The 20919-nt window shown below is 66.1% G+C and carries 23 protein-coding genes; 10 read left to right on the top strand and 13 right to left on the bottom strand.

The genetic code is table 11. From position 1 onward, the window contains the following. Positions 1-88: 88 nt before the first annotated feature. The 5 genes from GTZ97_RS04790 (at position 89) to GTZ97_RS04770 (ending at position 3866) form a co-directional block, all read left to right on the top strand. Positions 89-511, top strand: a complete 423-nt coding sequence (locus GTZ97_RS04790) for an organic hydroperoxide resistance protein (RefSeq protein WP_161649397.1) — start codon at positions 89-91, stop codon at positions 509-511. A gap of 87 nt (positions 512-598) precedes the next feature. After that, positions 599-1414, top strand: coding sequence for a C40 family peptidase (locus GTZ97_RS16460; RefSeq protein WP_407926728.1), 816 nt, complete (start codon positions 599-601; stop codon positions 1412-1414). Between the two features lie 98 nt (positions 1415-1512). Then, on the top strand, positions 1513-2691 hold the full coding sequence (moaA, locus tag GTZ97_RS04780; protein WP_407926727.1) for a GTP 3',8-cyclase MoaA: 1179 nt from the start codon (positions 1513-1515) through the stop codon (positions 2689-2691). Beyond that, positions 2684-3334 (top strand): molybdenum cofactor guanylyltransferase, encoded by a 651-nt coding sequence (mobA, locus tag GTZ97_RS04775; protein WP_161649396.1) that lies wholly within the window; start codon positions 2684-2686, stop codon positions 3332-3334. Before moaA ends, mobA begins: the two co-directional genes overlap by 8 nt. Continuing rightward, complete coding sequence (locus GTZ97_RS04770) at positions 3321-3866, top strand: GNAT family N-acetyltransferase (RefSeq protein ID WP_161649394.1); 546 nt, start codon at positions 3321-3323, stop codon at positions 3864-3866. The genes mobA and GTZ97_RS04770 overlap by 14 nt, the downstream gene beginning before the upstream one ends. On the opposite strand, the gene rnhA is transcribed toward GTZ97_RS04770, so the two are convergent. Both rnhA and GTZ97_RS04760 read right to left on the bottom strand, forming a co-directional pair. After that, positions 3853-4293 (bottom strand): ribonuclease HI, encoded by a 441-nt coding sequence (gene rnhA / locus GTZ97_RS04765; RefSeq protein ID WP_161649558.1) that lies wholly within the window; start codon positions 4291-4293, stop codon positions 3853-3855. The genes GTZ97_RS04770 and rnhA overlap by 14 nt on opposite strands. A gap of 41 nt (positions 4294-4334) precedes the next feature. Further along, positions 4335-5117: a class I SAM-dependent methyltransferase gene (locus GTZ97_RS04760; RefSeq protein ID WP_161649392.1), complete on the bottom strand. Its 783-nt coding sequence runs from the start codon at positions 5115-5117 to the stop codon at positions 4335-4337. Between GTZ97_RS04760 and gloB the strand changes: the two genes are divergently transcribed. Beyond that, positions 5116-5895, top strand: a complete 780-nt coding sequence (gene gloB / locus GTZ97_RS04755) for a hydroxyacylglutathione hydrolase (RefSeq protein ID WP_161649390.1) — start codon at positions 5116-5118, stop codon at positions 5893-5895. The two genes, GTZ97_RS04760 and gloB, sit on opposite strands and share 2 nt — an antisense overlap. Then, positions 5895-7610, top strand: a complete 1716-nt coding sequence (locus tag GTZ97_RS04750) for a transglycosylase SLT domain-containing protein (protein WP_236651018.1) — start codon at positions 5895-5897, stop codon at positions 7608-7610. The genes gloB and GTZ97_RS04750 overlap by 1 nt, the downstream gene beginning before the upstream one ends. A 16-nt stretch (positions 7611-7626) precedes the next feature. Here the strand turns inward: GTZ97_RS04750 and recR are convergent, their stop codons facing one another. The 3 genes from recR to dnaX form a co-directional block, all read right to left on the bottom strand. Then, positions 7627-8214 (bottom strand): recombination mediator RecR, encoded by a 588-nt coding sequence (gene recR / locus GTZ97_RS04745; RefSeq protein WP_161649389.1) that lies wholly within the window; start codon positions 8212-8214, stop codon positions 7627-7629. A gap of 19 nt (positions 8215-8233) precedes the next feature. Next, on the bottom strand, positions 8234-8560 hold the full coding sequence (locus GTZ97_RS04740) for a YbaB/EbfC family nucleoid-associated protein (RefSeq protein WP_161649387.1): 327 nt from the start codon (positions 8558-8560) through the stop codon (positions 8234-8236). A gap of 64 nt (positions 8561-8624) precedes the next feature. After that, a complete protein-coding gene (gene dnaX / locus GTZ97_RS04735) occupies positions 8625-10424 on the bottom strand; it encodes a DNA polymerase III subunit gamma/tau (protein WP_161649385.1) in 1800 nt (599 codons plus the stop codon). Positions 10425-10697: 273 nt separating this feature from the next. On the opposite strand from dnaX, the gene GTZ97_RS04730 reads away from it, so the two are divergent. Next, positions 10698-12077, top strand: a complete 1380-nt coding sequence (locus tag GTZ97_RS04730) for a DEAD/DEAH box helicase (RefSeq protein WP_161649383.1) — start codon at positions 10698-10700, stop codon at positions 12075-12077. 49 nt (positions 12078-12126) lie between these two features. Here the strand turns inward: GTZ97_RS04730 and yaaA are convergent, their stop codons facing one another. Further along, complete coding sequence (yaaA, locus tag GTZ97_RS04725; RefSeq protein ID WP_161649381.1) at positions 12127-12903, bottom strand: peroxide stress protein YaaA; 777 nt, start codon at positions 12901-12903, stop codon at positions 12127-12129. Between the two features lie 162 nt (positions 12904-13065). Here yaaA and GTZ97_RS04720 point away from each other — a divergent pair, with 162 nt between their 5' ends. Beyond that, positions 13066-13614: a gamma carbonic anhydrase family protein gene (locus GTZ97_RS04720; RefSeq protein ID WP_161649379.1), complete on the top strand. Its 549-nt coding sequence runs from the start codon at positions 13066-13068 to the stop codon at positions 13612-13614. Next, positions 13607-14587, top strand: a complete 981-nt coding sequence (hslO, locus tag GTZ97_RS04715; RefSeq protein ID WP_161649378.1) for an Hsp33 family molecular chaperone HslO — start codon at positions 13607-13609, stop codon at positions 14585-14587. The genes GTZ97_RS04720 and hslO overlap by 8 nt, the downstream gene beginning before the upstream one ends. Here hslO and GTZ97_RS04710 read toward each other — a convergent pair. From GTZ97_RS04710 to pyrG, 7 genes are all read right to left on the bottom strand, one after another. Further along, positions 14579-15319 carry a pseudouridine synthase gene (locus GTZ97_RS04710; protein WP_161649376.1) on the bottom strand — a complete coding sequence of 247 codons (741 nt, stop codon included), beginning with the start codon at positions 15317-15319 and terminating at the stop codon, positions 14579-14581. The two genes, hslO and GTZ97_RS04710, sit on opposite strands and share 9 nt — an antisense overlap. Beyond that, positions 15316-15960, bottom strand: coding sequence for an AAA family ATPase (locus GTZ97_RS04705; RefSeq protein WP_161649375.1), 645 nt, complete (start codon positions 15958-15960; stop codon positions 15316-15318). The genes GTZ97_RS04710 and GTZ97_RS04705 overlap by 4 nt, the downstream gene beginning before the upstream one ends. Before the next feature lies 1 nt (position 15961). Continuing rightward, entirely contained in the window at positions 15962-16591 is a 630-nt protein-coding gene (gene pnuC, locus GTZ97_RS04700; protein ID WP_161649373.1) for a nicotinamide riboside transporter PnuC, read from the bottom strand. 14 nt (positions 16592-16605) lie between these two features. Then, a complete protein-coding gene (gene ftsB, locus GTZ97_RS04695; RefSeq protein ID WP_161649371.1) occupies positions 16606-16935 on the bottom strand; it encodes a cell division protein FtsB in 330 nt (109 codons plus the stop codon). 110 nt (positions 16936-17045) lie between these two features. Continuing rightward, positions 17046-18329, bottom strand: a complete 1284-nt coding sequence (gene eno, locus GTZ97_RS04690; RefSeq protein WP_161649369.1) for a phosphopyruvate hydratase — start codon at positions 18327-18329, stop codon at positions 17046-17048. Positions 18330-18362: 33 nt separating this feature from the next. Continuing rightward, complete coding sequence (gene kdsA / locus GTZ97_RS04685; protein WP_161649368.1) at positions 18363-19217, bottom strand: 3-deoxy-8-phosphooctulonate synthase; 855 nt, start codon at positions 19215-19217, stop codon at positions 18363-18365. 43 nt (positions 19218-19260) lie between these two features. After that, a complete protein-coding gene (pyrG, locus tag GTZ97_RS04680) occupies positions 19261-20916 on the bottom strand; it encodes a CTP synthase (RefSeq protein WP_161649367.1) in 1656 nt (551 codons plus the stop codon). Positions 20917-20919: the final 3 nt, after the last annotated feature.

The following is a 20919-nucleotide window of genomic DNA, read 5'->3' as shown; positions in this document are numbered from 1 at the left end:
GAAAGGTTATGACGGCAACGAAGTGCGCAATAAATACTTTGCACACAAACTGATTGCACACAATTCATTCTCATCTGGAGCCCATCCCATGTCGCTGCAACAGGTCCTCTATACCGCCCATGCCACCGCCACAGGCGGCCGTGATGGCCGCGCCGTCTCGTCCGACAAACTGCTGGACGTCGCGCTGGCCCGCCCCAAGGAAATGGGTGGCAATGGCCAAGGAACCAATCCCGAGCAGTTGTTTGCGGCCGGCTACGCCGCCTGCTTCCTGGGGGCCATGGGCTTTGTCGCAGGCCAGCAGAAGAAACATCTGCCGGCGGGTACCGCCATCGACGCCGCTGTGGGCATCGGCCCCATCCCGGCCGGCTTCGGTATCGAAGTCAAGATGGACATCACCCTGCCCGGCCTGCCCCGCGACGAAGCCGAGGCGCTCGTGGCCGCGGCCCACCAAGTCTGTCCCTACTCGAACGCCACCCGCGGCAACATCAGTGTCACGCTGAATGTGAAGTGATTCACGCGTCGGGGCGCCTCTTCCTTGGTGGATCCCCGGATGTCGCAAGGTTGACGCGGGCGGCCAATGCCCCTAACCTTGCGACCCATGCGTTTTGACACCCGCCACCGCTCGGGTGTGCACGCCCCCCGCCTCGGCGGTTTGCGGGCCTGCACCACGGCGGCTGCCCTGCTGGCAGCCCTGCTGAGCGGTCTGACCCCGGTTCACGCTGCTCCCCAGGGTGCGGCCCATGCGTCGCCCGCCGTCGCAGTGCCTTCGACTGATCCGATTGCGGACCTGTCGGCATCGACGCGCACGCCCGTTCCCCAGGCATCACCTCTCGCTGGTCCTGGCACAGGTGCCACACCGGCCATCGCAGGCGCCCAGCCGCCAGCCTCGCTCGACAGCAGCGACCCTGTGTTGCGCCTGCTCAGCGACCGCGGCCTGCTCCCCTCTGCCCAGCCGGTCAACAACCTGGCCCAGCAGGTCAAGGAGCGCGCCTCCGACCTGGCTGCCGATCTGGTGATGTCAGCCATGGACTTCCTGGGTGTGCCATACCGTCGAGGCGGCGACTCCGCGGCAGAGGGCTTTGATTGCAGCGGCTTCACCCGCCACGTGTTCGAGAACAGTGTGGGCCTGCTGCTGCCCCGTCGCGCGGTGGAACAGGCCCATGCACCCGGCCTTGTGGCCGTGCAGCGAGACGAGCTCAAGCCAGGCGATCTGGTGTTCTTCAACACCCTGCGCCGGACCTTCTCTCACGTCGGCATCTACATCGGTGACGGCAAGTTCATCCATTCGCCACGAGCCGGTGGCAAAGTGCGCGTCGAAGACATGCGCATGGCTTACTGGCAGAGCCGATACGACGGTGCACGACGTGCACCCAGCGTCAGCGGGATGGTCAGCACCGCACAGTCGGGGCGCTGAAACGACGGGGCCGCTCCGGCGGCTGGCGGTCATGTCCCCGCTGGTTGCACGGACACCCACTCTCGGACACCGCATTTCCGCGCCACAATGCGCGGGTCATGCCGCCCAGCCGCCGCACCGCTTCATCCACCGCTCCCATCGCCATCCGCCCCGTGGGCCCGGCCATGCTGCCCTGGCCACCCCTGGCGCCGGACACGCCAGCTAACACAGCCGATCTGGCCGATCGATCCGAAATGGCGGTGTCCGACCGATGGGACCGCCCGCTGCGTGACGTGCGCATATCGGTCACCGACCGCTGCAACTTTCGCTGTGGCTACTGCATGCCGCGCGAGGTCTTTGACAAGCACCACGCGTTTCTACCCCAGCCGGCCCTGCTCAGTTTTGAAGAGATCACGCGGGCTGCGCGGGTGCTGCTGCAACTCGGCGTGCGCAAGATTCGCCTGACGGGCGGCGAACCGCTGTTGCGCCGCGGCGTAGACGAACTTGTGGGCATGCTGGCGGCCCTGCGCACCCGCGAGGGCACCCCACCCGACCTGGCCATGACCACCAACGGTGTGCTGCTGCCGCGAATGGCCCAACGCCTGCGTGCGGCTGGGCTGCAACGCATCACCGTGAGCCTGGACGCCCTGGATGAGACGACCTTCCAGCGCATGGCCGACACAGAGCACACCGTCCAGCACGTGCTCGACGGCATCGCCGCTGCGCAGGCAGCAGGGCTCGGCCCCATCAAGGTCAACATGGTGGTGCGCAAAGGCGTCAATGACGACCAGATCCTGCCCATGGCCGCGCATTTCCGCGGCAGCGGCATCGCACTGCGCTTCATCGAGTACATGGATGTGGGGCAGACCAACCGGTGGTGCATGGACGAGGTACTGCCATCTGAGGCCGTCCGGGCGCGCATTGCCTCTGCCCACCCGCTGGTGCCGGTCACAGACGCGGTGGCCAGCGACACGGCGCAGCGTTGGCGCTATGCGGACGGTGGGGGCGAAGTGGGCTTCATCTCCAGCGTCACGCGCGCCTTCTGTGGTGACTGCACGCGCCTGCGGCTGTCGACCGAAGGGCGGCTCTACACGTGCCTGTTCGCCACCGCCGGGCGCGATCTGCGCCAGCTGCTGCGCGATGATGCGATCGACGACGCTCAGATTGCGGCGCATGTGCAGGCCTTGTGGGCACAGCGAGACGACCGCTATTCGGCCCTTCGAGGCGAGGCCACGGGCAGTCCGCTCCCCACGCACGCAGCGGGGCCGCGTGTCGAAATGAGCTACATCGGTGGCTGAACCCGTCCGTTATCCCGACGTGGCCGCCTGGATCCTGGCGGGTGGCGAGGGCCGACGCATGGGCGGGCGCGACAAGGGACTGGTCCATTTTCAGAGTCGCCCACTGGTGAGCTGGGTGCTGGATGCCATGCTGCCGCAGGCCGGTTCGGCTCAGATCGTGGCGAACCGCCACATCGATGCCTATTCGGACGAATTGCGTTCGGCTTGCGCGCGACACGGTCGCCCTGCGCCCGCCCCCTCGCATGTGCGGGCAGACGATCCGGATCTGCCCGCGCGCAGCGGGCCCCTGGCGGGCGTGCTGACGGCGCTGCGCCACAGCGCAAGCCCGTGGGTCTGGGTGAATCCGTGCGACACACCCGCCCTGCCGGCCGGCCTGCTACATCTCATGATGCAAAAAGCCCTGGCGACAGATGCGGATGTCGTGCTGCCTGTCACAGGCAGCCCCCCCCAGGATGCGCGTCATCACTGGCTTTGTGCCTTGATCAATACCCGGGTTTGCCCGCACACTGAGCGGGTTTTCGCAAACGGCGAACGGAAAATCGGACAGTGGGTACGCTCGCTGCGCTGGGAGACCGTGGCCCTTGCAGATGACGCAGGCTTCATCAACATCAATACCCTGGAGACACCTCATGGTCGTGACTGAGTCATCCGTGCGCATTGCCCGGCTTGCGCCCGCTGACCTGAGTGCCTACAAACGGCTGCGCGATGAGGCATTGCGCCTGTACCCCGAGGCATTCGACTCCGACATCGAAAGCGAGCGCGCCCGCCCGCCCGAGAGCTACCTGGGGCGCCTGGGCCTGACAGAGACGCTGGGTGGCACCTTTTTGCTGGGCGCCTGGGATGGACGTGAACTGGTGGGCATGGTCGGCGTGGAACGCCAGTCGCTCACCAAATTGCGTCACAGCGCCGAACTCAATTCGATGATGGTGGCGCCCCAGCACACTGGCCGCGGCATTGGCATCCAGCTTCTCAACGCCGCGCTGGCACAAGCACGTCAGGCGATGGGCCTGGAGTTGATCACCCTGCGCGTGAGCACGGCCAGCAAATCAGCCATCCGCCTGTACGAACGTGCAGGTTTTCAGGCCTGTGGCGTGGTGCCGCATGCCGTCAAGCTGGTCGATGGCCCCGGCCAGGTGCGCTATCACGACAAGCTGACGATGGTCATGATCCTCTGAGGTTGGCCGCGCCCTGGTTGGCCAACGCATCGGCGCGCTCGTTACCCGGGTCGCCCGAGTGCCCTCTGACCCACCGCCACTCCACCTGATGGGCCGCTGCCAGCGTTTCAAGGCGCTGCCACAGGTCCACGTTCTTCACGGGCTTGTTGTCTGCCGTCTTCCAGCCGCGGCGTTTCCACGACGTGATCCACTCGGTGATGCCCTTGCGCACGTATTCGCTGTCGGTGTGGATCACGACGCGGCAGGGGCGCTTGAGCGTCGCCAGCGCCTCGATCACCGCCGTCAGTTCCATCCGGTTGTTGGTGGTCACCAGTTCGCCGCCGCACATCTCGCGCTGATGCGGCCCACTGATCATCCACACGCCCCATCCACCCCGACCGGGGTTGCCCTTGCAGGCACCATCGGTGTACATCTCGACCGATGGCATGGCCTTGTCGCTCATGGCGTCCTTCTACGTTGTGGACGGCATCAGCCGCCCGTTGTCTGTTCTCTCTGCACGACCGCCGCCTGGCGCGCAGGCGCCACCCGCGTGCGACGCACCTTGCCCACCAGGCGCATGCCACGCGTGCGCTTGACCGCCACCACCAGGTAGACCGCGCCCAGCACCGGCCACCAGCGGTCGCCGGCATGCTCCATCCACTGCAGGCGCTGCCAGGTGCGCTCGCTGCGTACCATCGGCCGGTAGCAGCCGAAGCAGCCCGCTTCCACCTCCAGGTCAAGCAAGCGCAACCAGTCACGCAAGCGCCAGTAGGCCAGGAACTCGCCCTGCGGCAATACCGGAGCCGGCGATTGTCCCAGACGCGCCAGACGATGCCGCAGTCCCCACAGGCTGGCCGGGTTGAATCCCGCGATCACCACCCTGCCCTCAGGCACCAGAACGCGCTCCACCTCGCGCAGCGTATCGTGCGGGTCAGCCACCAGCTCCAACGCATGAGGCAGCACCACCAGGTCCACCGACTGCGACGGAAACGGCAACGCCCCGAACTCGCAACGCAGCGACAACGGCACATCGGCAGGCGGGGCGGCCGGCGGTTGCCAGGCCCCATAGCTTGGATCCACAGCCAGCCAGCGGTGGGGCATGCGGTTGGCGCGCAAGCCCACCAACTCGGGCAGACCCAGCTGCACCGCATGGAAGCCAAACATGTCGGCCACCAGGCGGTCAAGCTGCTGTTGCTCCCACTCCAGCAAGGCCTGGCCCGGCGGCCACGCCAACCATGGGTGCAAATCTATAATGGGGTCAACGTGGGTCATGAAACAACTGATCGCCCTTCCCGCCTTCTCGGACAACTATGTCTGGATGATGCACGACGGCCGCGAAGCGCTCGTCGTGGATCCGGGAGAGGCTGCCCCGGTTGAACAGGCCCTGCGCGACAGGAACCTGCGCCTGACCACCATTCTAGTGACCCACCATCACGGCGATCACGTCGGCGGCCTCGGTGCGCTGCGCCACCATGGCGCCACCGTGCACGGTCCTGCGGGCGAGGCAATCGACGGGCTGGATGTCCGCCACACGGAGCGTGACACGTTCTCCTGGCAGAACATGCCCATCACCGTGATGGACACCCCAGGTCACACGCGCGGACACATCACTTACCTGCTGACCGGTGGCATGGGGGGCGACGATATCGACCCGATCGCGTTCGTCGGCGATACACTGTTTTCAGGCGGCTGCGGGCGGGTGTTTGATGGCACCATGGCCCAGCTGCATGACAGCCTCACGCGGCTCGCCGCATTGCCCGAATCCACGCGGCTGTGCGCCGCCCATGAATACACGCTCGGCAACCTGCGTTTTGCGCAGGCGGTCGAACCCGACAACCCCGATCTCGCGGCCTACGTGGCCCACTGCAGCAAACGCCGCGCCCAGGGTCAACCGACCCTGCCCACCACGGTGGCGCTGGAGCGTCGCGTCAACCCGTTCCTGCGCTGTCGCGTTGGTGCGGTGGTGACGTCGGCCCTGGCGCACGGCGCACACGATGACCAGCCCCTGTCGGTCTTTCGTGCCCTGCGCGAATGGAAGAACACGTTCTGATGCAAGTCTTCATCTCCTCTACGCTGCACCCTGTGGTCCGACGCCTGTCGCTTCTGGGGGCGGCGCTGGCGCTGTCCGGCTGTGGCAGCCTCATGACCCCGTCGCCCGACACCTCGCGCCAGGCGGCGCCCAGCCGGCCTGCGCCCATCGTGACGGCCACGCGCCAAGCCGTGGCTGCACCGCTGACACGGGAGGACCCCGCCTCCGGCCTGCGTGTGGATCTGGGGGCCGCGTCGATCGCGGCCCGTGCCACGCCGGTCAACGACGCCAACATCGAGGTCAAGCCAGTCGACCCGCTGGATCCGCTCAAGCCGGTGGACTTGGCTGATGCCCGCGCCAACCAGGATTTGTGGGAGCGCATTCGCGCGGGTTACGCCATGCCGGCACTCGACACCGAACTGGTGGCCGATCACGAACGCTGGTATGCCAGTCGACCCGAATACGTGCAGCGCATGACGCAGCGCGCCAACCGCTACCTCTATCACATCGTCGAAGAGGTCGAGCGCCGTGGCATGCCCAGCGAGCTGGCCCTGCTGCCCTTCATCGAGAGCGCCTTCAACCCACAGGCCATGTCGTCGGCGCGCGCGTCGGGCATGTGGCAGTTCATGCCCGCCACAGGCAAGGACTTCGCGCTGAGGCAAAACCTCTTCCGCGACGACCGGCGCGATGTGCTCGCTTCGACCCGTGCGGCCTTGTCCTACCTCCAGCGCCTGCACCGCATGTTTGGCGACTGGCATCTGGCCCTGGCCGCCTACAACTGGGGCGAAGGCAATGTCCAACGCGCCATCCGGCGCAACGCACAACAGGGCTTGCCCACGGACTACCTCAGCCTCACGATGCCGGCTGAGACGCGCCACTACGTGCCCAAGCTTTACGCGGTGCGCAACATCGTGGCGCAGCCCGAGCGTTTCAGCCTGACGCTGACCCCGATCGAGAACCACCCCTACTTCCTGGCCGTCCCCATCGAGCGCGACATCGACGTCACCCTGGCTGCACGACTGGCAGGCCTGTCGGCCGACGAGTTCCGGGCGCTGAACCCCTCGATGAACAAGCCGGTCATCCTGGCTGCCGGCACGCCGCAGGTGCTGCTGCCGTATGACAACGCCAACCAGTTCGTACACAACCTGAAGGGTCACAAGGGTCAGCTGGCAACGTGGACAGCCTGGCAGGTGCCCCGCACCATGAAGATGGCCGATGCCGCGCGGCATGCCGGTCTGAGCGAATCCGAGCTGCGCGACATCAACCGCATCCCGCCGCGCATGCTGGTGAAGGCCGGCTCAACCCTGCTGGTACCCCGTGCTGGCCACCGGGTGGAGGACGTGTCGGCCGAGGTGGCCGACACGGCGGCCATTGCACTGGCGCCCGACGCACCGCCGCTCAAGCGCAAGGTCGTGCGCGCCCGCGCCAACGACAGCGTGCGCGCATTGGCCAGACGCCACGGCGTGACACCCCAGCAACTGGCGGAATGGAACAAGATTCGCGTCAACGGCCGCTTTGACAAGGGCGAGCGCGTGGTGCTCTATGTGCCGTCTCGTGACAGCAGCCGTGCTGTCGCCAAGAGCCGCAAGTCGAGTGACACCCGCGTGAGCCAGGCGAAGGGCAGCAAACGCGTGGTCGCCAAAGCTGCCAAGCGCGGCGAGGCCCGCGCCAAGGTGGCGGCAGCCCAAACCAAGAAAGCGCGCAACGGCAAGGTGCGCGTGGCCAGCGCACGCTGAGCAGGCTGGCAAGGGCTCAGCGCCGGTCCATGAAGGCGTGGGCGATGGTGCCCAGATCGACGTACTCGAGCTCGCTGCCCACAGGCACGCCGCGGGCCAGCCGCGTGACGCGCAAGCCGCGCGCGCGCAAGGACTCGGTGATGGCTTGAGCCGTCACCTCGCCTTCCGCCGTGAAGCTGGTGGCCAGCACCACCTCTTTGAGCTGGGGGTCGGCCACGCGCTGCATCAGGGTCTGCAGACCGATGTCCTTGACACCATGGCCATCCAGCGGGCTCAGACGCCCCAGCAGCACGAAGTACTGGCCGCGGTAGCTGCCCGTGCGCTCCATGGCGGCCAGATCCGCAGGTGTCTCCACCACACACAGCTGTTCGTGATCCCTGCTGTCATCCTGACAGATCAGGCACAGCGGCTCACTGCTGAAGGTGTGACACCGCTCGCAATGCCGCACGTCGGCCATCGCGGTTCCGAGCGCCTCGGCCAGACGCAAAGCGCCGGTGCGGTCGTGCTGCAGCAGGTGATAAGCCATGCGCTGCGCCGACTTCTGCCCGACGCCTGGCAGGCAGCGCAAGGCCTGCACCAGGGCGTCTACGGCTGAGTCGTGCATGACCGGTCGCGACAGTGCGTCAGAACGGGAACTTCATGCCGGGCGGCAGGGGCAGGCCAGCGGTGAGCTTGCCCATGCGCTCCTGGCTGGTGGCCTCGGCACGGCGCACGGCATCGTTGAACGCAGCGGCGACGAGGTCTTCCAGCATGTCCTTGTCATCGGCCAGCAGGCTGGGGTCGATGGTGACGCGCTTGACGTCGTTCTTGCAGGTCATGACCACCTTCACGAGGCCCGCACCGGACTGGCCTTCCACCTCGACGTTGGCCAACTCGTCCTGGGCCTTCTTGAGGTTGTCCTGCATCTGTTGGGCCTGTTTCATCAGGCCGGCAAGTTGTCCTTTGAGCATGACGGGCATCCTTTCAATCACAAAACGACATTGTCCATCGAGACAGGGTGTATCACGGCCGTGATCACAGCGGCCGGATGGAGTCGGGCACGATGCGTGCCCCCGGATACGTCGACAGCAGCTTGCGCACGGTGACGTCTTCCTGGATCAGTTGCTCGGCTGCGGCCTGACGACGTGCGCGCTCGGCCTGTTCCCGCAAGGCCGGCGTGTCCGACGCCTCACCTTTGACCAGCGACAGCCGAACAGGCTGGCCTAGGGCTTGCGTCATGGCATGCTCCAGCCGCTCACGATGGGCATCGGTACAGAGGCTCTCGCGCGCCACGCAGAGTTGCCAGTGGCTGACGCCGGCCTGGACCTCATGCGCCGTGCAGTGAGACTGCATGGCCGTTTCGCGCACCAGGGCCCCGATCAGGCCGGCTTGAACCATGTCACGCACCAACGCCGCCCAGGCGTCGCCCAGAGGCGATGAGGGTGCAGGATGTGCGACCACGGCAGCCGCGGTAGCCACGGTGGGATGGGCGGTCTGCGACGCAAGGTGCGGCGCAGCCAAGGGTTCGCGTACCGGCTCGCTGACCGGCTCGGGTTCAGACATCGGCCCTGCGTCCACCCATGGAGGAGGCGAAGCCTCCGGTCGGGGCGTTGCGCGCAGGGTTGCGACGGGCTGTGAGTCTGCCGAGGGTGCGGCGGGCTCAGGGGCGATCCGGCGGGCCCCCGAGCCCGGCGCTTTTGGGGGCGGATCGCCTCCACCAGGCTGCGCGGGCAGCCCGCCTGGCCGGAAAGCCAGCACGCGCAACAACGTCATCTGCAGCGCCCCGTATTCATCGGGCGCGAGGGCCAATTCTGCCCGGGCCTGAAGACACAGGCTGTAGAACAACTGCGTCTCGTCGGGGGCAAAGCGCGCAGCGAGGTCTCGCCAGGCGGCCTCGTCAGGCTGATCCCCATCGGCCGCGCCCGGAGCGAGTTGCCACACGGCCATGGTCTGAAGGGCCGTGGCCAGCTCCTCGAGCGTGCCTGACGCCGAGATGCCCGCACGGCGCAGGCCTGCCACACCGCGTACCACGGCTGCGCCATCGGCCTGCGCCACTGCGTCGAGCAACTCGGTGATGTGCTGGCGATCGACCGCCCCAATCATCTGGCGTACCACGGGCTCGTCCAGCCGGCCGCAGCCAAATGCAATGGCCTGATCAGTCAGCGACAGTGCATCACGCATCGAGCCGCGCGCAGCACGACCCAGCAGCCGCAACGACGCCCCGTCGTAAGGAATCTGCTCCGCATCAAGCACACGCGCAAGATGCGCCTGAACCGTATCAGGCGGCATGGGCCGCAGGTTGAACTGCAGGCAGCGCGACAGCACGGTGACAGGCACCTTCTGCGGATCGGTCGTGGCCAGCACGAACTTCAGGTAATCCGGCGGCTCCTCCAGCGTCTTGAGCATGGCGTTGAAGGCCGTGGTCGACAGCATGTGCACTTCGTCGATCATGTAGACCTTGAAGCGCCCGGCCACCGGCTTGTAAACCGCCTGCTCCAGCAACTGGGAGATCTCTTCGACACCACGGTTGGACGCCGCATCCAGTTCGACGTAATCGACAAAACGCCCGGCATCGATGTCACGGCACGCCTGGCACACGCCACAGGGTTCGGCCGTGATGCCGCCGTCTCCCTGAGGGCCCACGCAGTTGAGCGCTTTGGCCAGGATGCGCGAGACCGTGGTCTTGCCCACGCCCCGCGTGCCGGTAAACAGGTAGGCATGGTGCAGACGCCCCTGCATCAGCGCATTGCGCAGCGCCTGGACAACATGCTCCTGCCCGACCATGGCCTCAAAACCATGGGGGCGGTACTTGCGGGCGAGAACCGTCGACGTCATGGCCGGCATTCTAGGCGCGCGCCCCCGTGTCTGGGTGGCAACGGTCGCGCAGCGTATTTACATCCAGATACAATCGCACTCACGAACTGACCCCTCACTTGCTGGTGTACCACTGGGGGGGTATCGGGCCCGAGTCCTACAATTTCACGGTGCGTAACGGCTCGTGCAACGCCACAAGCGCTTGCACCCTCGCACCATGCGTCGGTTGGCCTGCCCTCCTTCTGGCCCGGAAGGGGCAGGCGCAGTCGCCGAACAACCTCTCCTGGGCCATTTATGTCGTTTGAAGATTTAGGGCTGTCCGCGCCGCTGCTCAAGGCAGTCGCGGAAGCGGGTTACACAGCGCCGACCCCCATCCAGGCGCAAGCCATTCCCGCCGTCCTCTCGGGTGGCGACCTCCTCGCCGGCGCGCAGACCGGCACCGGCAAGACCGCCGGCTTCACCCTGCCGCTGCTGCACCAACTGAGCGCTGAGCCCCCGCGGCACCCTCGCGTCATCCGTGGTCTGATCCTGACCCCCACGCGCGAACTGGCCGCACAGGTTGAAGAATGCGTGCGCCTGTACGGCAAGTACCTGCCGCTGAAATCACTGGTGATTTTCGGTGGTGTGGGCATGAACCCGCAGATCGACGCCCTGCGACGCGGCGTCGACATCCTGGTGGCCACCCCTGGTCGCCTGCTTGACCTGCATCAGCAAGGCGAGATCGACCTCAAGCACGTGACGCATTTCGTGCTGGACGAAGCGGATCGCATGCTGGACATGGGTTTCATCCATGACATCCGCAAGGTGCTGGCCATCCTGCCGCCGAACAAACAAAGCCTGCTCTTCTCGGCCACGTTTTCCGACGAGATCAAGGCACTGGCTGAGCGCCTGCTGCGCTCGCCCCGCGTCATCGAGGTGGCCCGCCGCAACGCCACGGCAGACACCATCAGCCAGAAGGTGCACCCGGTCGACCGCGACCGCAAGCGTGAGCTGCTGACCCATCTCATTCAGAGCCAGGACTGGCACCAGGTGCTCGTGTTCACCCGCATGAAGCACGGCGCCAACCGCCTGGTCGAATACCTCGAGAAGCAAGATGTGAGCGCCATGGCCATCCATGGCAACAAGAGCCAGAGCGCCCGCACCCGCGCACTCGCCGAGTTCAAGGCCGGGACCTTGCGCGTGCTGGTGGCCACCGACATCGCGGCGCGTGGCATCGACATCGATCAGTTGCCTCACGTGGTCAACTTCGAGTTGCCCAACGTCCCCGAGGACTATGTGCACCGCATTGGCCGTACGGGCCGCGCAGGTGCCGAAGGGGAGGCCGTGTCGCTGGTGTGCGTCGACGAAGAGGGCTTTCTGGCTGACATCGAGCGCCTCATCAAGCGCCCGCTGCCGCGCGAGGTGGTGCCGGGCTTCGAGCCCGACCCCCATGCGAAGGCGGAGCCGATCCAGTTGGGCCGTCGCGTGCTCAATGGCTCGCCACGCCCGGGCCAGGGCAATGGCCACGCCGCGGGGCAAAGCCGCGGTCAGGGCCAAGGGAACGGCCACCGAGGTGGTGCTCGTGCCGCCCAAGGCGCCGGGCCCGCTGGGGGCCAACGGCCACGCGGCGGCGGCTCAGGGCGCCCCTCGCAGGGTGACGCGGGTCGCCCTGCGCGCGCACGCGGCGGTCGCTGAGCGCCAACGCGCACGTGCAGCGGGCCGCCATCGGCCCGCACGCACCCGCTCAGGCCGCCAGCTTGCGGCGGAAGACCAGTCGGTCTGGTGTCGATGCGGCCGCGTCGTGCGCATAGCCTTCGACGTCAAATGCCAGCAGATCCTGCGGTCGCCTCGCCCGGTGCTGAATGGCAAAGCGCGCCATCAGCCCACGTGCGCGCTTGGCGTGGAAGCTGATGACCTTCCACTGCCCGGCCTTCCAGTCTTCGAAGACGCACTCGACCACTCGGGCCTTGAGCGCCTTGCGCTTGACCGCCTTGAAGTACTCTTGTGAGGCCAGGTTGACGATCACGTCGTCACCCTGCTCGGCCAGCCGCGCGTTGAGGTACTCGGCCAGCGTGTCGCCCCACCAGGCGTAAAGGTCCTTGCCACGCGGGTTCGCCAGGCGGGTGCCCATTTCCAGGCGATAGGGTTGCATCCAGTCCAGCGGGCGCAGCACGCCATACAGCCCGCTGAGGATGCAGACATGGTCTTGCGCCCAATCGAGCTCTTTCTGTTTCAGCGTGGCAGCATCGAGCCCTTCGTACACGTCGCCATTGAACGCCAGCACAGCCTGCTTGCTGTTGGCGGCGTTGAAGCGAGGCTCCCACGCGGCATAGCGCGCCACGTTCAGCGTGGCCAGCGCGTCGCTCAAGTCCATCAACGATGCAATCTGCGCCGGGGTGTAAGGTCGCAACACCTCGATCAGCGCGGCAGACTCATGCACAAATGCCGGCAACGTGTGGCGGTCGGTCGAAGGCGGGGTGTCGTAATCGAGACTTTTGGCGGGCGACAGCAGGAACAGCATGGCAACACAGAACGCAGACGACTGACAAGCCTTCGATCATAGTGCCCGACAGCCCGGGCGGAAGCCAGCAGGATGCTCAACCAAGGTACGGGCGTGGGCAAGCCGGCGCCGCTGCTCCTAAAATCGTGACTCCCCTCACCTCCGGCGACCGCCCGAACACCCATGGCCCTGTATCGCATCAAGGACAAACAGCCCGATGTCCACCCCAGCGCCTTCGTGGCTGAGTCGGCCGACGTCATCGGTCAGGTCATCCTCAAGGAGCAGACCAGCGTGTGGTCGCACGTGACGCTGCGCGGGGACAACGAGCCCATCACGATTGGCGCGCGCTCGAACGTGCAGGAATCGTCCGTGCTGCACACCGACATCGGCTACCCACTCACGATCGGCGAGGATGTGACCGTGGGCCATCAGGCCATGCTGCATGGCTGCACCATCGGCGACGGCTCGCTGATCGGCATCCAGGCCGTGGTGCTCAACGGTGCGCGCATCGGCAAGAACTGCCTGGTGGCCGCCGGCGCCCTCGTGACCGAAGGCAAGGTGTTTGAAGACGGCATGCTGATCATGGGCTCCCCCGCCAAGGCTGTGCGCCCCCTCAACGAGGCCGACATCCTGCGCATGAAACTCGGCACCGGCCTGTATGTTCAGAAATCGGCCGAATACAAGACCGACATGGTGCGCATCGACGCACCGGGAAAGACCCCCCATGAGTGAACTGCACAAGTTTCTGTTCGAAGGCCTGCCCGTACGGGGCATGCTGGTGCGCCTGACTGACAGCTGGCAGGAGCTGCTGCGGCGCCGCGAAGGCAGCGGCAGCTTCGATGCACCGGTGCGCCAACTGATCGGCGAGATGAGCGCAGCCGGCGTGCTGATGCAGGCCAACATCAAGTTCAACGGCGCCGTCGTGCTGCAGATCTTCGGCGATGGCCCGGTGAAGCTGGCCGTCACCGAGGTGCAGCCCAACCTGAGCTTTCGCTCAACAGCCAAGCTGGTGGGCGAGCTGCCCGCCACCGACACCGGCCACCTGCCGCTGGAGGTGATGGTCAACGTGCACGGCCAAGGCCGCTGCGCCATCACGCTCGACCCGAAAGACAGGCTGCCGGGCCAGACGCCTTATCAAGGTGTGGTGCCGCTGCACGGCGACCACCGCGAGCCGCTGCACGACCTCAGCGCGGTGCTGGAGCACTACATGCTGCAGTCTGAACAGCTTGACACCAAGCTGGTTCTGGCGGCCAACGACGAAGTCGCCGCAGGCCTGCTGATCCAGCGCATCCCGGTCGAAGGCCATGGCAACCTCGCCGGTGGTGCCCGCAACGAAGACGCGATCGGACTCAACGAGCACTACAACCGCATCGCCATGCTGGCGGCCACGCTCAAGCGCGACGAACTGCTCACGCTGGATGCCAACACCATCCTGCACCGGCTGTTCTGGGAAGAAGACGTGCGCCGCTTCGACCCGCTGCAAGGTGCCAACGGCCCGAACTTCGCCTGCACCTGCTCGCGCGAGCGGGTGGCCGACATGCTGCGCAGCCTGGGCAAGGAAGAGATCGACGACATCGTGGCCGAGCAGGGCCGTGTCGAGATCGGCTGCGACTTCTGCGGCCAGCACTACCACTTCGACGCCATTGACGCCGAAGAGTTGTTCACCGGTGCCGACGCAGCACCCGGCTCAGACCAGCTACAGTGAGGCGCCGGGCGAGGCAGCCTGACGCTGCCAGTCGCCCTGCGCGAGCAAGGCAGCCCAGTCCGGGTTGAGCACGGCATCGGAGGGCGGAGAGGCCCAGTGCATACGCTGGCCGGTCACGGGGTGCGGCAGGCTCAGCGTGGCCGCATGCAGCCACAGGCGGTTGCATCCCAGGCGCTCGGCCCACCAGCGGTTGTGTGCGCCCTTGCCATGCGTGGCGTCACCGATGATGGGATGCGCCAGATGCTTGAGGTGACGCCGGATCTGGTGACGGCGCCCCGTCTGAGGCCACGCCTCCATCAGGGCCACGCGCGTGGTCGGGTAGCGATCGACCGGCACGGGCAGCTGCCAGGTGGCGAGCCGATGGCACACCGTGCGTGCCGGCTGTGCCACGGCATCGGGCGGCGCATCGTCCGGGCGCAGCGCGTGGTCGATCACCAGTTGTGGCGACGGCCACCCACGCACCATGGCCACGTAGCGCTTGGCCACCTGCCGCCGCGTGAAGGCGTGCACCAGCGAGGCCGCCACCGCAGGCGACAACGCCAGCAGCAACACGCCCGACGTGCCCTTGTCCAGGCGATGCACCGGGAAGACATGCTGCACCAACTGGTCTCGCAAGACCGGCATCACGATGCGCTGCTCATGGGCATCCAACCCGGTGCGGTGCACCAGCCAGCCTGGCGGTTTGTGGATGACGACCAGGTGCTCGTCGCGCCACAACACAGGCAGCGTCATCGCCGCCCACCGCCCAGCCAGTGCTGCTCGCACTCGCCGTCATCGCAGTTCTCGCAGAACCAGCGCCATCGGGTCGCCCCGCTTTGGCGGGCGGCGCGCGCCGGGGCATCCAGCAGGTGCTCGATGCACTGCAGCGCATGCGCCAGCCGTGCAGGCCCTTGACCATAGACCACCGCATGCGGCACACCCGCGTCGGCCAGCACCGCGCGCAGGCGCGTGTCCACCGGCTCGCGCACATGCGGCCCATCGCGTTGCAGCCCATCGGCCACCCAGGGCAGATCCAGCCCCGTTAGCAAGGTAAACGCCACTTCGCGGGCATGTTGCGCAACAGCAGAGGCGTACAGGCCGTCATCGGCAAACAGCAAGTCGGAATACACCGCCGTCATCACCGGACTGGTATCGGCAACCACCAGCGCGTGGCGAGCAGCAGCCTCGGCCATGTGATGCGCCTGCTGCGCCGCGATCGCCGCCTGCTCGTGCGCAAATGGGGTGCGCCCCTGCTCATCACAGAACTGGCGCAGCACCTCGGGCACCATGACAGCGTCGTGCCCCCTGGCGCTCAGCGCCGCCACCAGCTCACCAGCCAGCGTGGTCTTGCCTGTGCTTTCAGCGCCCAGCAGGGCAATGACCAGGCCGGACATCTCAGCGCCTCCCGGCCGCATCCGCGGCCAGTTGCCACCAGGCACGCCAGCCCCAGACCGACAACACGGCAAACATGCCGTAGAGCACCACCGTCAGCCACATGCCCTTGTAGGCAAACAGGCCCACGCTGATCAGGTTGACGGCCAGCCACACCGGCCAGTTCTCGACCCATTTGCGGGCCAGAAGGTACTGCCCCACCACGCTGCCGGCTGTCGGCCAGGCATCCCAGTACGGCACGTCGGAATCGGTGATGTGGTCCAGTAGCAGGCCGATAGCCACCCACAAGACAGCCCAGGCCAACAAGATGCCCGCCACCCCCTGCCGGGACAGCACGCGCACCACCAAGGGCCTGTGATGGGCATCGGTGCCACGCAGCCACTGCCACCAGCCCCACAGCGAGACCATGATGAACAGCCCCTGTAGCGCCGATTCGCCATACAACCGGTAATGGGCAAACAGGATGGCATAGAGCATCGACGCGGCGATCGCGAATGGCCACGCCCAGGGATTCACACGCAGGTTGAGCGCCACCATGACCAGCGACAGCACAACCGCCACCAATTCGAGCCACGTGAGATCGGCGCCCCACAGGCTCATGGCGGGCTGCAAGGCAGGTGCCGCCAGGCTCATGATCTCGGCCCAGCTCAAGGCGTCGTGACCTGCCCTGTTGCAGCGGGCTGCGACACCGATGCAGCCTGGGCCGCTTCGCGGCTGAGGTGCACATACAGCTCATCGGGCTTGAGCATGCCCAGCTCGAGCCGCGCGCGCTCTTCCACCATCTCCAGGCCCTCTTTGAGGTCGCGCACCTCGGCGGCCAATTGGTCGTTGCGCAGGCTGGCCGCTTCGTTGGCCTGCTGGAGGGCCGTGACCTGCTCACCCAGCGACCACACACGCGGCAGGCCACCCTTGCCGAACCACAGCTCGGCATGCACCACGGCCAGCAAGGCCAGGAGGATCAGGGTGGCAACACGCATGGCGGGATTATCACTCAGCTGCCGAGTCGCCCAAGCAAAAACGGAGCCCTCGCGGGCTCCGTTCAAGTGTGTCTGTCAGGCAAGCAAGCAGCCGGCCCGACCGAGTGGCATCAGCGCAGGTTGTAGAACGCGCTGCGGCCGGGGTAGACGGCCACGTTGCCCAGGTCTTCTTCGATGCGCAGCAGCTGGTTGTACTTGCTGATGCGGTCCGAGCGGCTCATCGAGCCGGTCTTGATCTGGCCAGCGTTCAGGCCCACGGCGATGTCGGCGATGGTGTTGTCTTCGGTTTCGCCCGAGCGGTGCGAGATCACAGCGGTATAGCCGGCGCGCTTGGCCATTTCGATGGCAGCAAACGTCTCGGTCAGGGTGCCGATCTGGTTGATCTTGATGAGGATCGAGTTGGCGATGCCCTTGTCGATGCCTTCCTTCAGGATCTTGGTGTTGGTGACAAACAGGTCGTCACCCACCAGCTGCACCTTCTTGCCCAGGCGCTCGGTCAGGTGGGCCCAGCCGGCCCAGTCGCCTTCGTGCATGCCGTCTTCGATCGAGATGATCGGATACTTGTCGCACCAGGTGGCCAACATGTCGGTCCACTGCTCGGCGGTCAGCACCAGGCCTTCGCCTTCGAGGTGGTACTTGCCGTCCTTGTAGAACTCGGAGGCAGCACAGTCCAGGCCCAGGGCGATCTGCTCGCCGGCCACGTAACCGGCCTTCTCGATGGCTTCCAGAATCAGCTGGATGGCGGCCTCATGGCTGGCCACAGAGGGCGCAAAGCCACCTTCGTCGCCCACGGCGGTGCTCATGCCCTTGTCGTGGATGATCTTCTTCAGCGCATGGAACACCTCCGCGCCGTAGCGGATGGCTTCGCGGAAGTTGGGCGCGCCCACCGGCAGGATCATGAACTCCTGCAAGTCGAGGTTGTTATTGGCGTGTGCGCCACCGTTGATGACGTTCATCATGGGCACGGGCATCTGCACGGCGCCCATGCCACCGAAGTAACGGTACAGCGGCAGGCCGGCTTCTTCAGCGGCAGCACGGGCCACCGCCATCGACACGGCCAGCATGGCGTTGGCGCCCAGGCGGCTTTTGTTTTCGGTGCCGTCCAAGTCGATCAGGGTCTTGTCCAGGAAGGCCTGTTCAGCAGCATCCAGGCCCAGCACGGCCTCGCAGATCTCGGTGTTGATGTGCTCGACAGCCTTCAGCACGCCCTTGCCCAGGTAACGGCTCTTGTCGCCGTCGCGCAGCTCGATGGCTTCGCGCGAACCGGTGGAGGCGCCCGAAGGCACGGCGGCGCGGCCCATCACGCCGCTTTCCAGCAGCACGTCGCACTCGACGGTGGGGTTGCCTCGGCTGTCGATCACTTCGCGGCCGATGATGTCTACGATGGCGCTCATCTGGGTTTCCTCAAAGGTTGGATGGTTTGAAAATCAGTTGAAGGACGACTCGAGGAAGCCGTTCTTCTTGGTGATGCGATCCAGCTCGACCAGCGTCTCAAGCAGGGCCTTCATGTGCTTGAGCGGCACGGCGTTGGGGCCGTCGCTCAGCGCGCAGGCCGGGTCGGGATGGGTTTCCATGAACAGACCGGAGATGCCCACCGCCACGGCCGCACGCGACAGCACGGGCACGAACTCGCGCTGACCGCCCGAGCTGGTGCCTTGCCCGCCGGGCAGCTGCACGCTGTGGGTGGCGTCGAAGACGACCGGCGCGCCGGTGTCACGCATGATGGCCAGCGAACGCATGTCCGAGACCAGGTTGTTGTAGCCAAAGCTCACGCCGCGCTCGCAAGCCATGAAGACGTCGTCGTCCAGGCCTTTTTCGCGCGCAGCGGCACGGGCCTTGTCGATGACGTTCTTCATGTCACCGGGCGCCAGGAACTGGCCTTTCTTGATGTTGACCGGCTTGCCGCACTGGGCCACAGCACGGATGAAATCCGTCTGACGGCACAGGAAGGCGGGCGTCTGCAGCACATCGACCACGCTGGCCACCTCCGGGATTTCAGCCTCGGTGTGCACATCGGTCAGGATGGGCACGCCCAGCGTGGCGCGCACCTTCTCGAGGATCGCCAGGCCCTTTTCCATGCCCGGGCCTCGGAACGAGGCGCCCGACGACCGGTTGGCCTTGTCGTAGCTCGACTTGAAGATGAAGGGAATGCCCAGTGCCGAGGTGACCTCTTTCAGGTGCCCAGCGGTGTCCATCTGCAACTGCTCCGACTCGACCACACAGGGGCCTGCAATCAGGAAGAAGGGATGGTTGAGGCCAACGTCAAAGCCGCAGAGTTTCATGGCGTTTCCTTTCGGGGCCGTTTCGTTCGCTGCCCAGGCCGCTTCAGGCCTTGGCGCGTGCGGCATGGTGGTCCACCGCCGCCTTGATGTACGCCTTGAACAGCGGGTGGCCGTCCCACGGCGTGGACTTGAACTCGGGGTGGAACTGCACGCCGACATACCAGGGGTGAGCCGACTTGGGCAGCTCGACCATTTCAGTGAGCTTCTCGCGCTGTGTGATGGCCGAGATCACCAGACCGGCTTCCTGCAGCCTGTCGAGGTAACGCTCGTTGGCCTCGTAGCGGTGACGGTGGCGCTCGGTCACGACCGGGCCATAAATCTCGTGGGCGATGGTGCCGGGCTTGACGTCCGAGCTCTGGGCGCCCAGGCGCATGGTGCCCCCAAGGTCAGAGCTGGCATCGCGCTTTTGGACCGTGCCATCGGCATCCAGCCATTCGTCGATCAGGGCGATCACCGGGTGTGCAGTCTGGGGGTCAAACTCGGTCGAGTTGGCACCTTCCAGGCCGGCCTTGTGGCGGGCGTACTCGATGGTGGCCACCTGCATGCCCAGGCAGATGCCCAGGTAGGGGATGCCATGCTCTCGGGCGTACTGGGCCGCGCAGATCTTGCCTTCCACACCACGCTTGCCGAAGCCGCCCGGCACCAGGATGGCGTCGAACTGCGCAAGCTGGTCGACCGTCTCGGGCGTCAGCGTCTCGGAGTCAACGTACTCGATGTTGACGCGCACGTGGTTGTGGATGCCCGCGTGGCGCAGCGCCTCGTTGAGCGACTTGTACGAATCCGACAGGTCGGTGTACTTGCCGCACATGGCGATGGTGACCGCACCCTTGGGGTTCTCGACTTCATAGACCAGGTTGTCCCAGCGCGACAGGTCGGCCGGCTTGGTCTGCAGCTGCAGCTTGGTGCAGATGAGGTCGTCGAGATGCTGCTCGTGCAGCATGCGCGGCACCTTGTAGATGGTGTCGGCATCCCACACCGAGATCACGCCAGACTCGGGCACGTTGGTGAACAGCGAGATCTTGCTGCGCTCATCGTCCGGAATGGCGCGGTCGGCGCGGCACAGCAGCGCGTCGGCCTGGATGCCGATTTCGCGCAGCTTCTGCACCGTGTGCTGCGTGGGCTTGGTCTTGAGCTCACCCGCGGCCGCGATGTAGGGCACATAGGTCAGGTGAACAAAGGCCGTGTTGGTGGGCCCCAGCTTGAGGCTCATCTGACGCGCCGCCTCCATGAAGGGCAGCGATTCGATGTCGCCCACCGTGCCGCCGATCTCCACGATGGCCACGTCCACCGCATCGGCCGTGCCGATGCCGGCGCCACGGCGCACGAAATCCTGGATCTCGTTGGTGATGTGCGGGATCACCTGGACGGTCTTGCCCAGGTAATCACCCCGGCGCTCCTTCTCGAGCACGCTCTTGTAGATCTGGCCCGTGGTGAAGTTGTTGGCCTTCTTCATCCGCGTGGTGATGAAGCGTTCGTAGTGGCCCAGATCGAGGTCGGTTTCGGCGCCATCGTCGGTCACGAAGACCTCGCCGTGCTGAAACGGCGACATCGTGCCCGGATCCACGTTGATGTACGGATCGAGCTTGATGAGGGTGACTTTGAGGCCGCGCGACTCGAGGATGGCGGCCAAAGAGGCGGCGGCGATGCCCTTGCCCAGCGAGGACACCACACCGCCCGTGACGAAGACAAACTTGGTCATTGC

The organism is Aquabacterium fontiphilum (assembly GCF_009909205.1).
GTDB lineage: Bacteria > Pseudomonadota > Gammaproteobacteria > Burkholderiales > Burkholderiaceae_C > Aquabacterium > Aquabacterium fontiphilum.
The sequence above is the reverse complement of the archived record's forward strand: the minus strand, read 5'-3'. Positions and strand labels throughout refer to the sequence as shown.

Bases quoted from the DNA above. Each gene is read 5' to 3' on its own strand.
- GTZ97_RS04720 (WP_161649379.1), top strand. From the start codon at position 13,066: ATGGCCCTGTATCGCATCAAGGACAAACAGCCCGATGTCCACCCCAGC.
- GTZ97_RS04760 (WP_161649392.1), bottom strand. From the start codon at position 5,117: ATGACCCACGTTGACCCCATTATAGATTTGCACCCATGGTTGGCGTGG.
- pnuC (WP_161649373.1), bottom strand. From the start codon at position 16,591: ATGAGCCTGGCGGCACCTGCCTTGCAGCCCGCCATGAGCCTGTGGGGC.
- gloB (WP_161649390.1), top strand. From the start codon at position 5,116: ATGAAACAACTGATCGCCCTTCCCGCCTTCTCGGACAACTATGTCTGG.
- GTZ97_RS16460 (WP_407926728.1), top strand. From the start codon at position 599: ATGCGTTTTGACACCCGCCACCGCTCGGGTGTGCACGCCCCCCGCCTC.
- GTZ97_RS04790 (WP_161649397.1), top strand. From the start codon at position 89: ATGTCGCTGCAACAGGTCCTCTATACCGCCCATGCCACCGCCACAGGC.
- recR (WP_161649389.1), bottom strand. From the start codon at position 8,214: ATGCACGACTCAGCCGTAGACGCCCTGGTGCAGGCCTTGCGCTGCCTG.
- pyrG (WP_161649367.1), bottom strand. From the start codon at position 20,916: ATGACCAAGTTTGTCTTCGTCACGGGCGGTGTGGTGTCCTCGCTGGGC.
- moaA (WP_407926727.1), top strand. From the start codon at position 1,513: ATGCCGCCCAGCCGCCGCACCGCTTCATCCACCGCTCCCATCGCCATC.
- GTZ97_RS04740 (WP_161649387.1), bottom strand. From the start codon at position 8,560: ATGCTCAAAGGACAACTTGCCGGCCTGATGAAACAGGCCCAACAGATG.
- GTZ97_RS04770 (WP_161649394.1), top strand. From the start codon at position 3,321: ATGGTCGTGACTGAGTCATCCGTGCGCATTGCCCGGCTTGCGCCCGCT.
- hslO (WP_161649378.1), top strand. From the start codon at position 13,607: ATGAGTGAACTGCACAAGTTTCTGTTCGAAGGCCTGCCCGTACGGGGC.
- GTZ97_RS04705 (WP_161649375.1), bottom strand. From the start codon at position 15,960: ATGTCCGGCCTGGTCATTGCCCTGCTGGGCGCTGAAAGCACAGGCAAG.
- eno (WP_161649369.1), bottom strand. From the start codon at position 18,329: ATGAGCGCCATCGTAGACATCATCGGCCGCGAAGTGATCGACAGCCGA.
- kdsA (WP_161649368.1), bottom strand. From the start codon at position 19,217: ATGAAACTCTGCGGCTTTGACGTTGGCCTCAACCATCCCTTCTTCCTG.
- GTZ97_RS04750 (WP_236651018.1), top strand. From the start codon at position 5,895: ATGCAAGTCTTCATCTCCTCTACGCTGCACCCTGTGGTCCGACGCCTG.
- GTZ97_RS04730 (WP_161649383.1), top strand. From the start codon at position 10,698: ATGTCGTTTGAAGATTTAGGGCTGTCCGCGCCGCTGCTCAAGGCAGTC.
- ftsB (WP_161649371.1), bottom strand. From the start codon at position 16,935: ATGCGTGTTGCCACCCTGATCCTCCTGGCCTTGCTGGCCGTGGTGCAT.
- yaaA (WP_161649381.1), bottom strand. From the start codon at position 12,903: ATGCTGTTCCTGCTGTCGCCCGCCAAAAGTCTCGATTACGACACCCCG.
- GTZ97_RS04710 (WP_161649376.1), bottom strand. From the start codon at position 15,319: ATGACGCTGCCTGTGTTGTGGCGCGACGAGCACCTGGTCGTCATCCAC.
- dnaX (WP_161649385.1), bottom strand. From the start codon at position 10,424: ATGACGTCGACGGTTCTCGCCCGCAAGTACCGCCCCCATGGTTTTGAG.
- rnhA (WP_161649558.1), bottom strand. From the start codon at position 4,293: ATGCCATCGGTCGAGATGTACACCGATGGTGCCTGCAAGGGCAACCCC.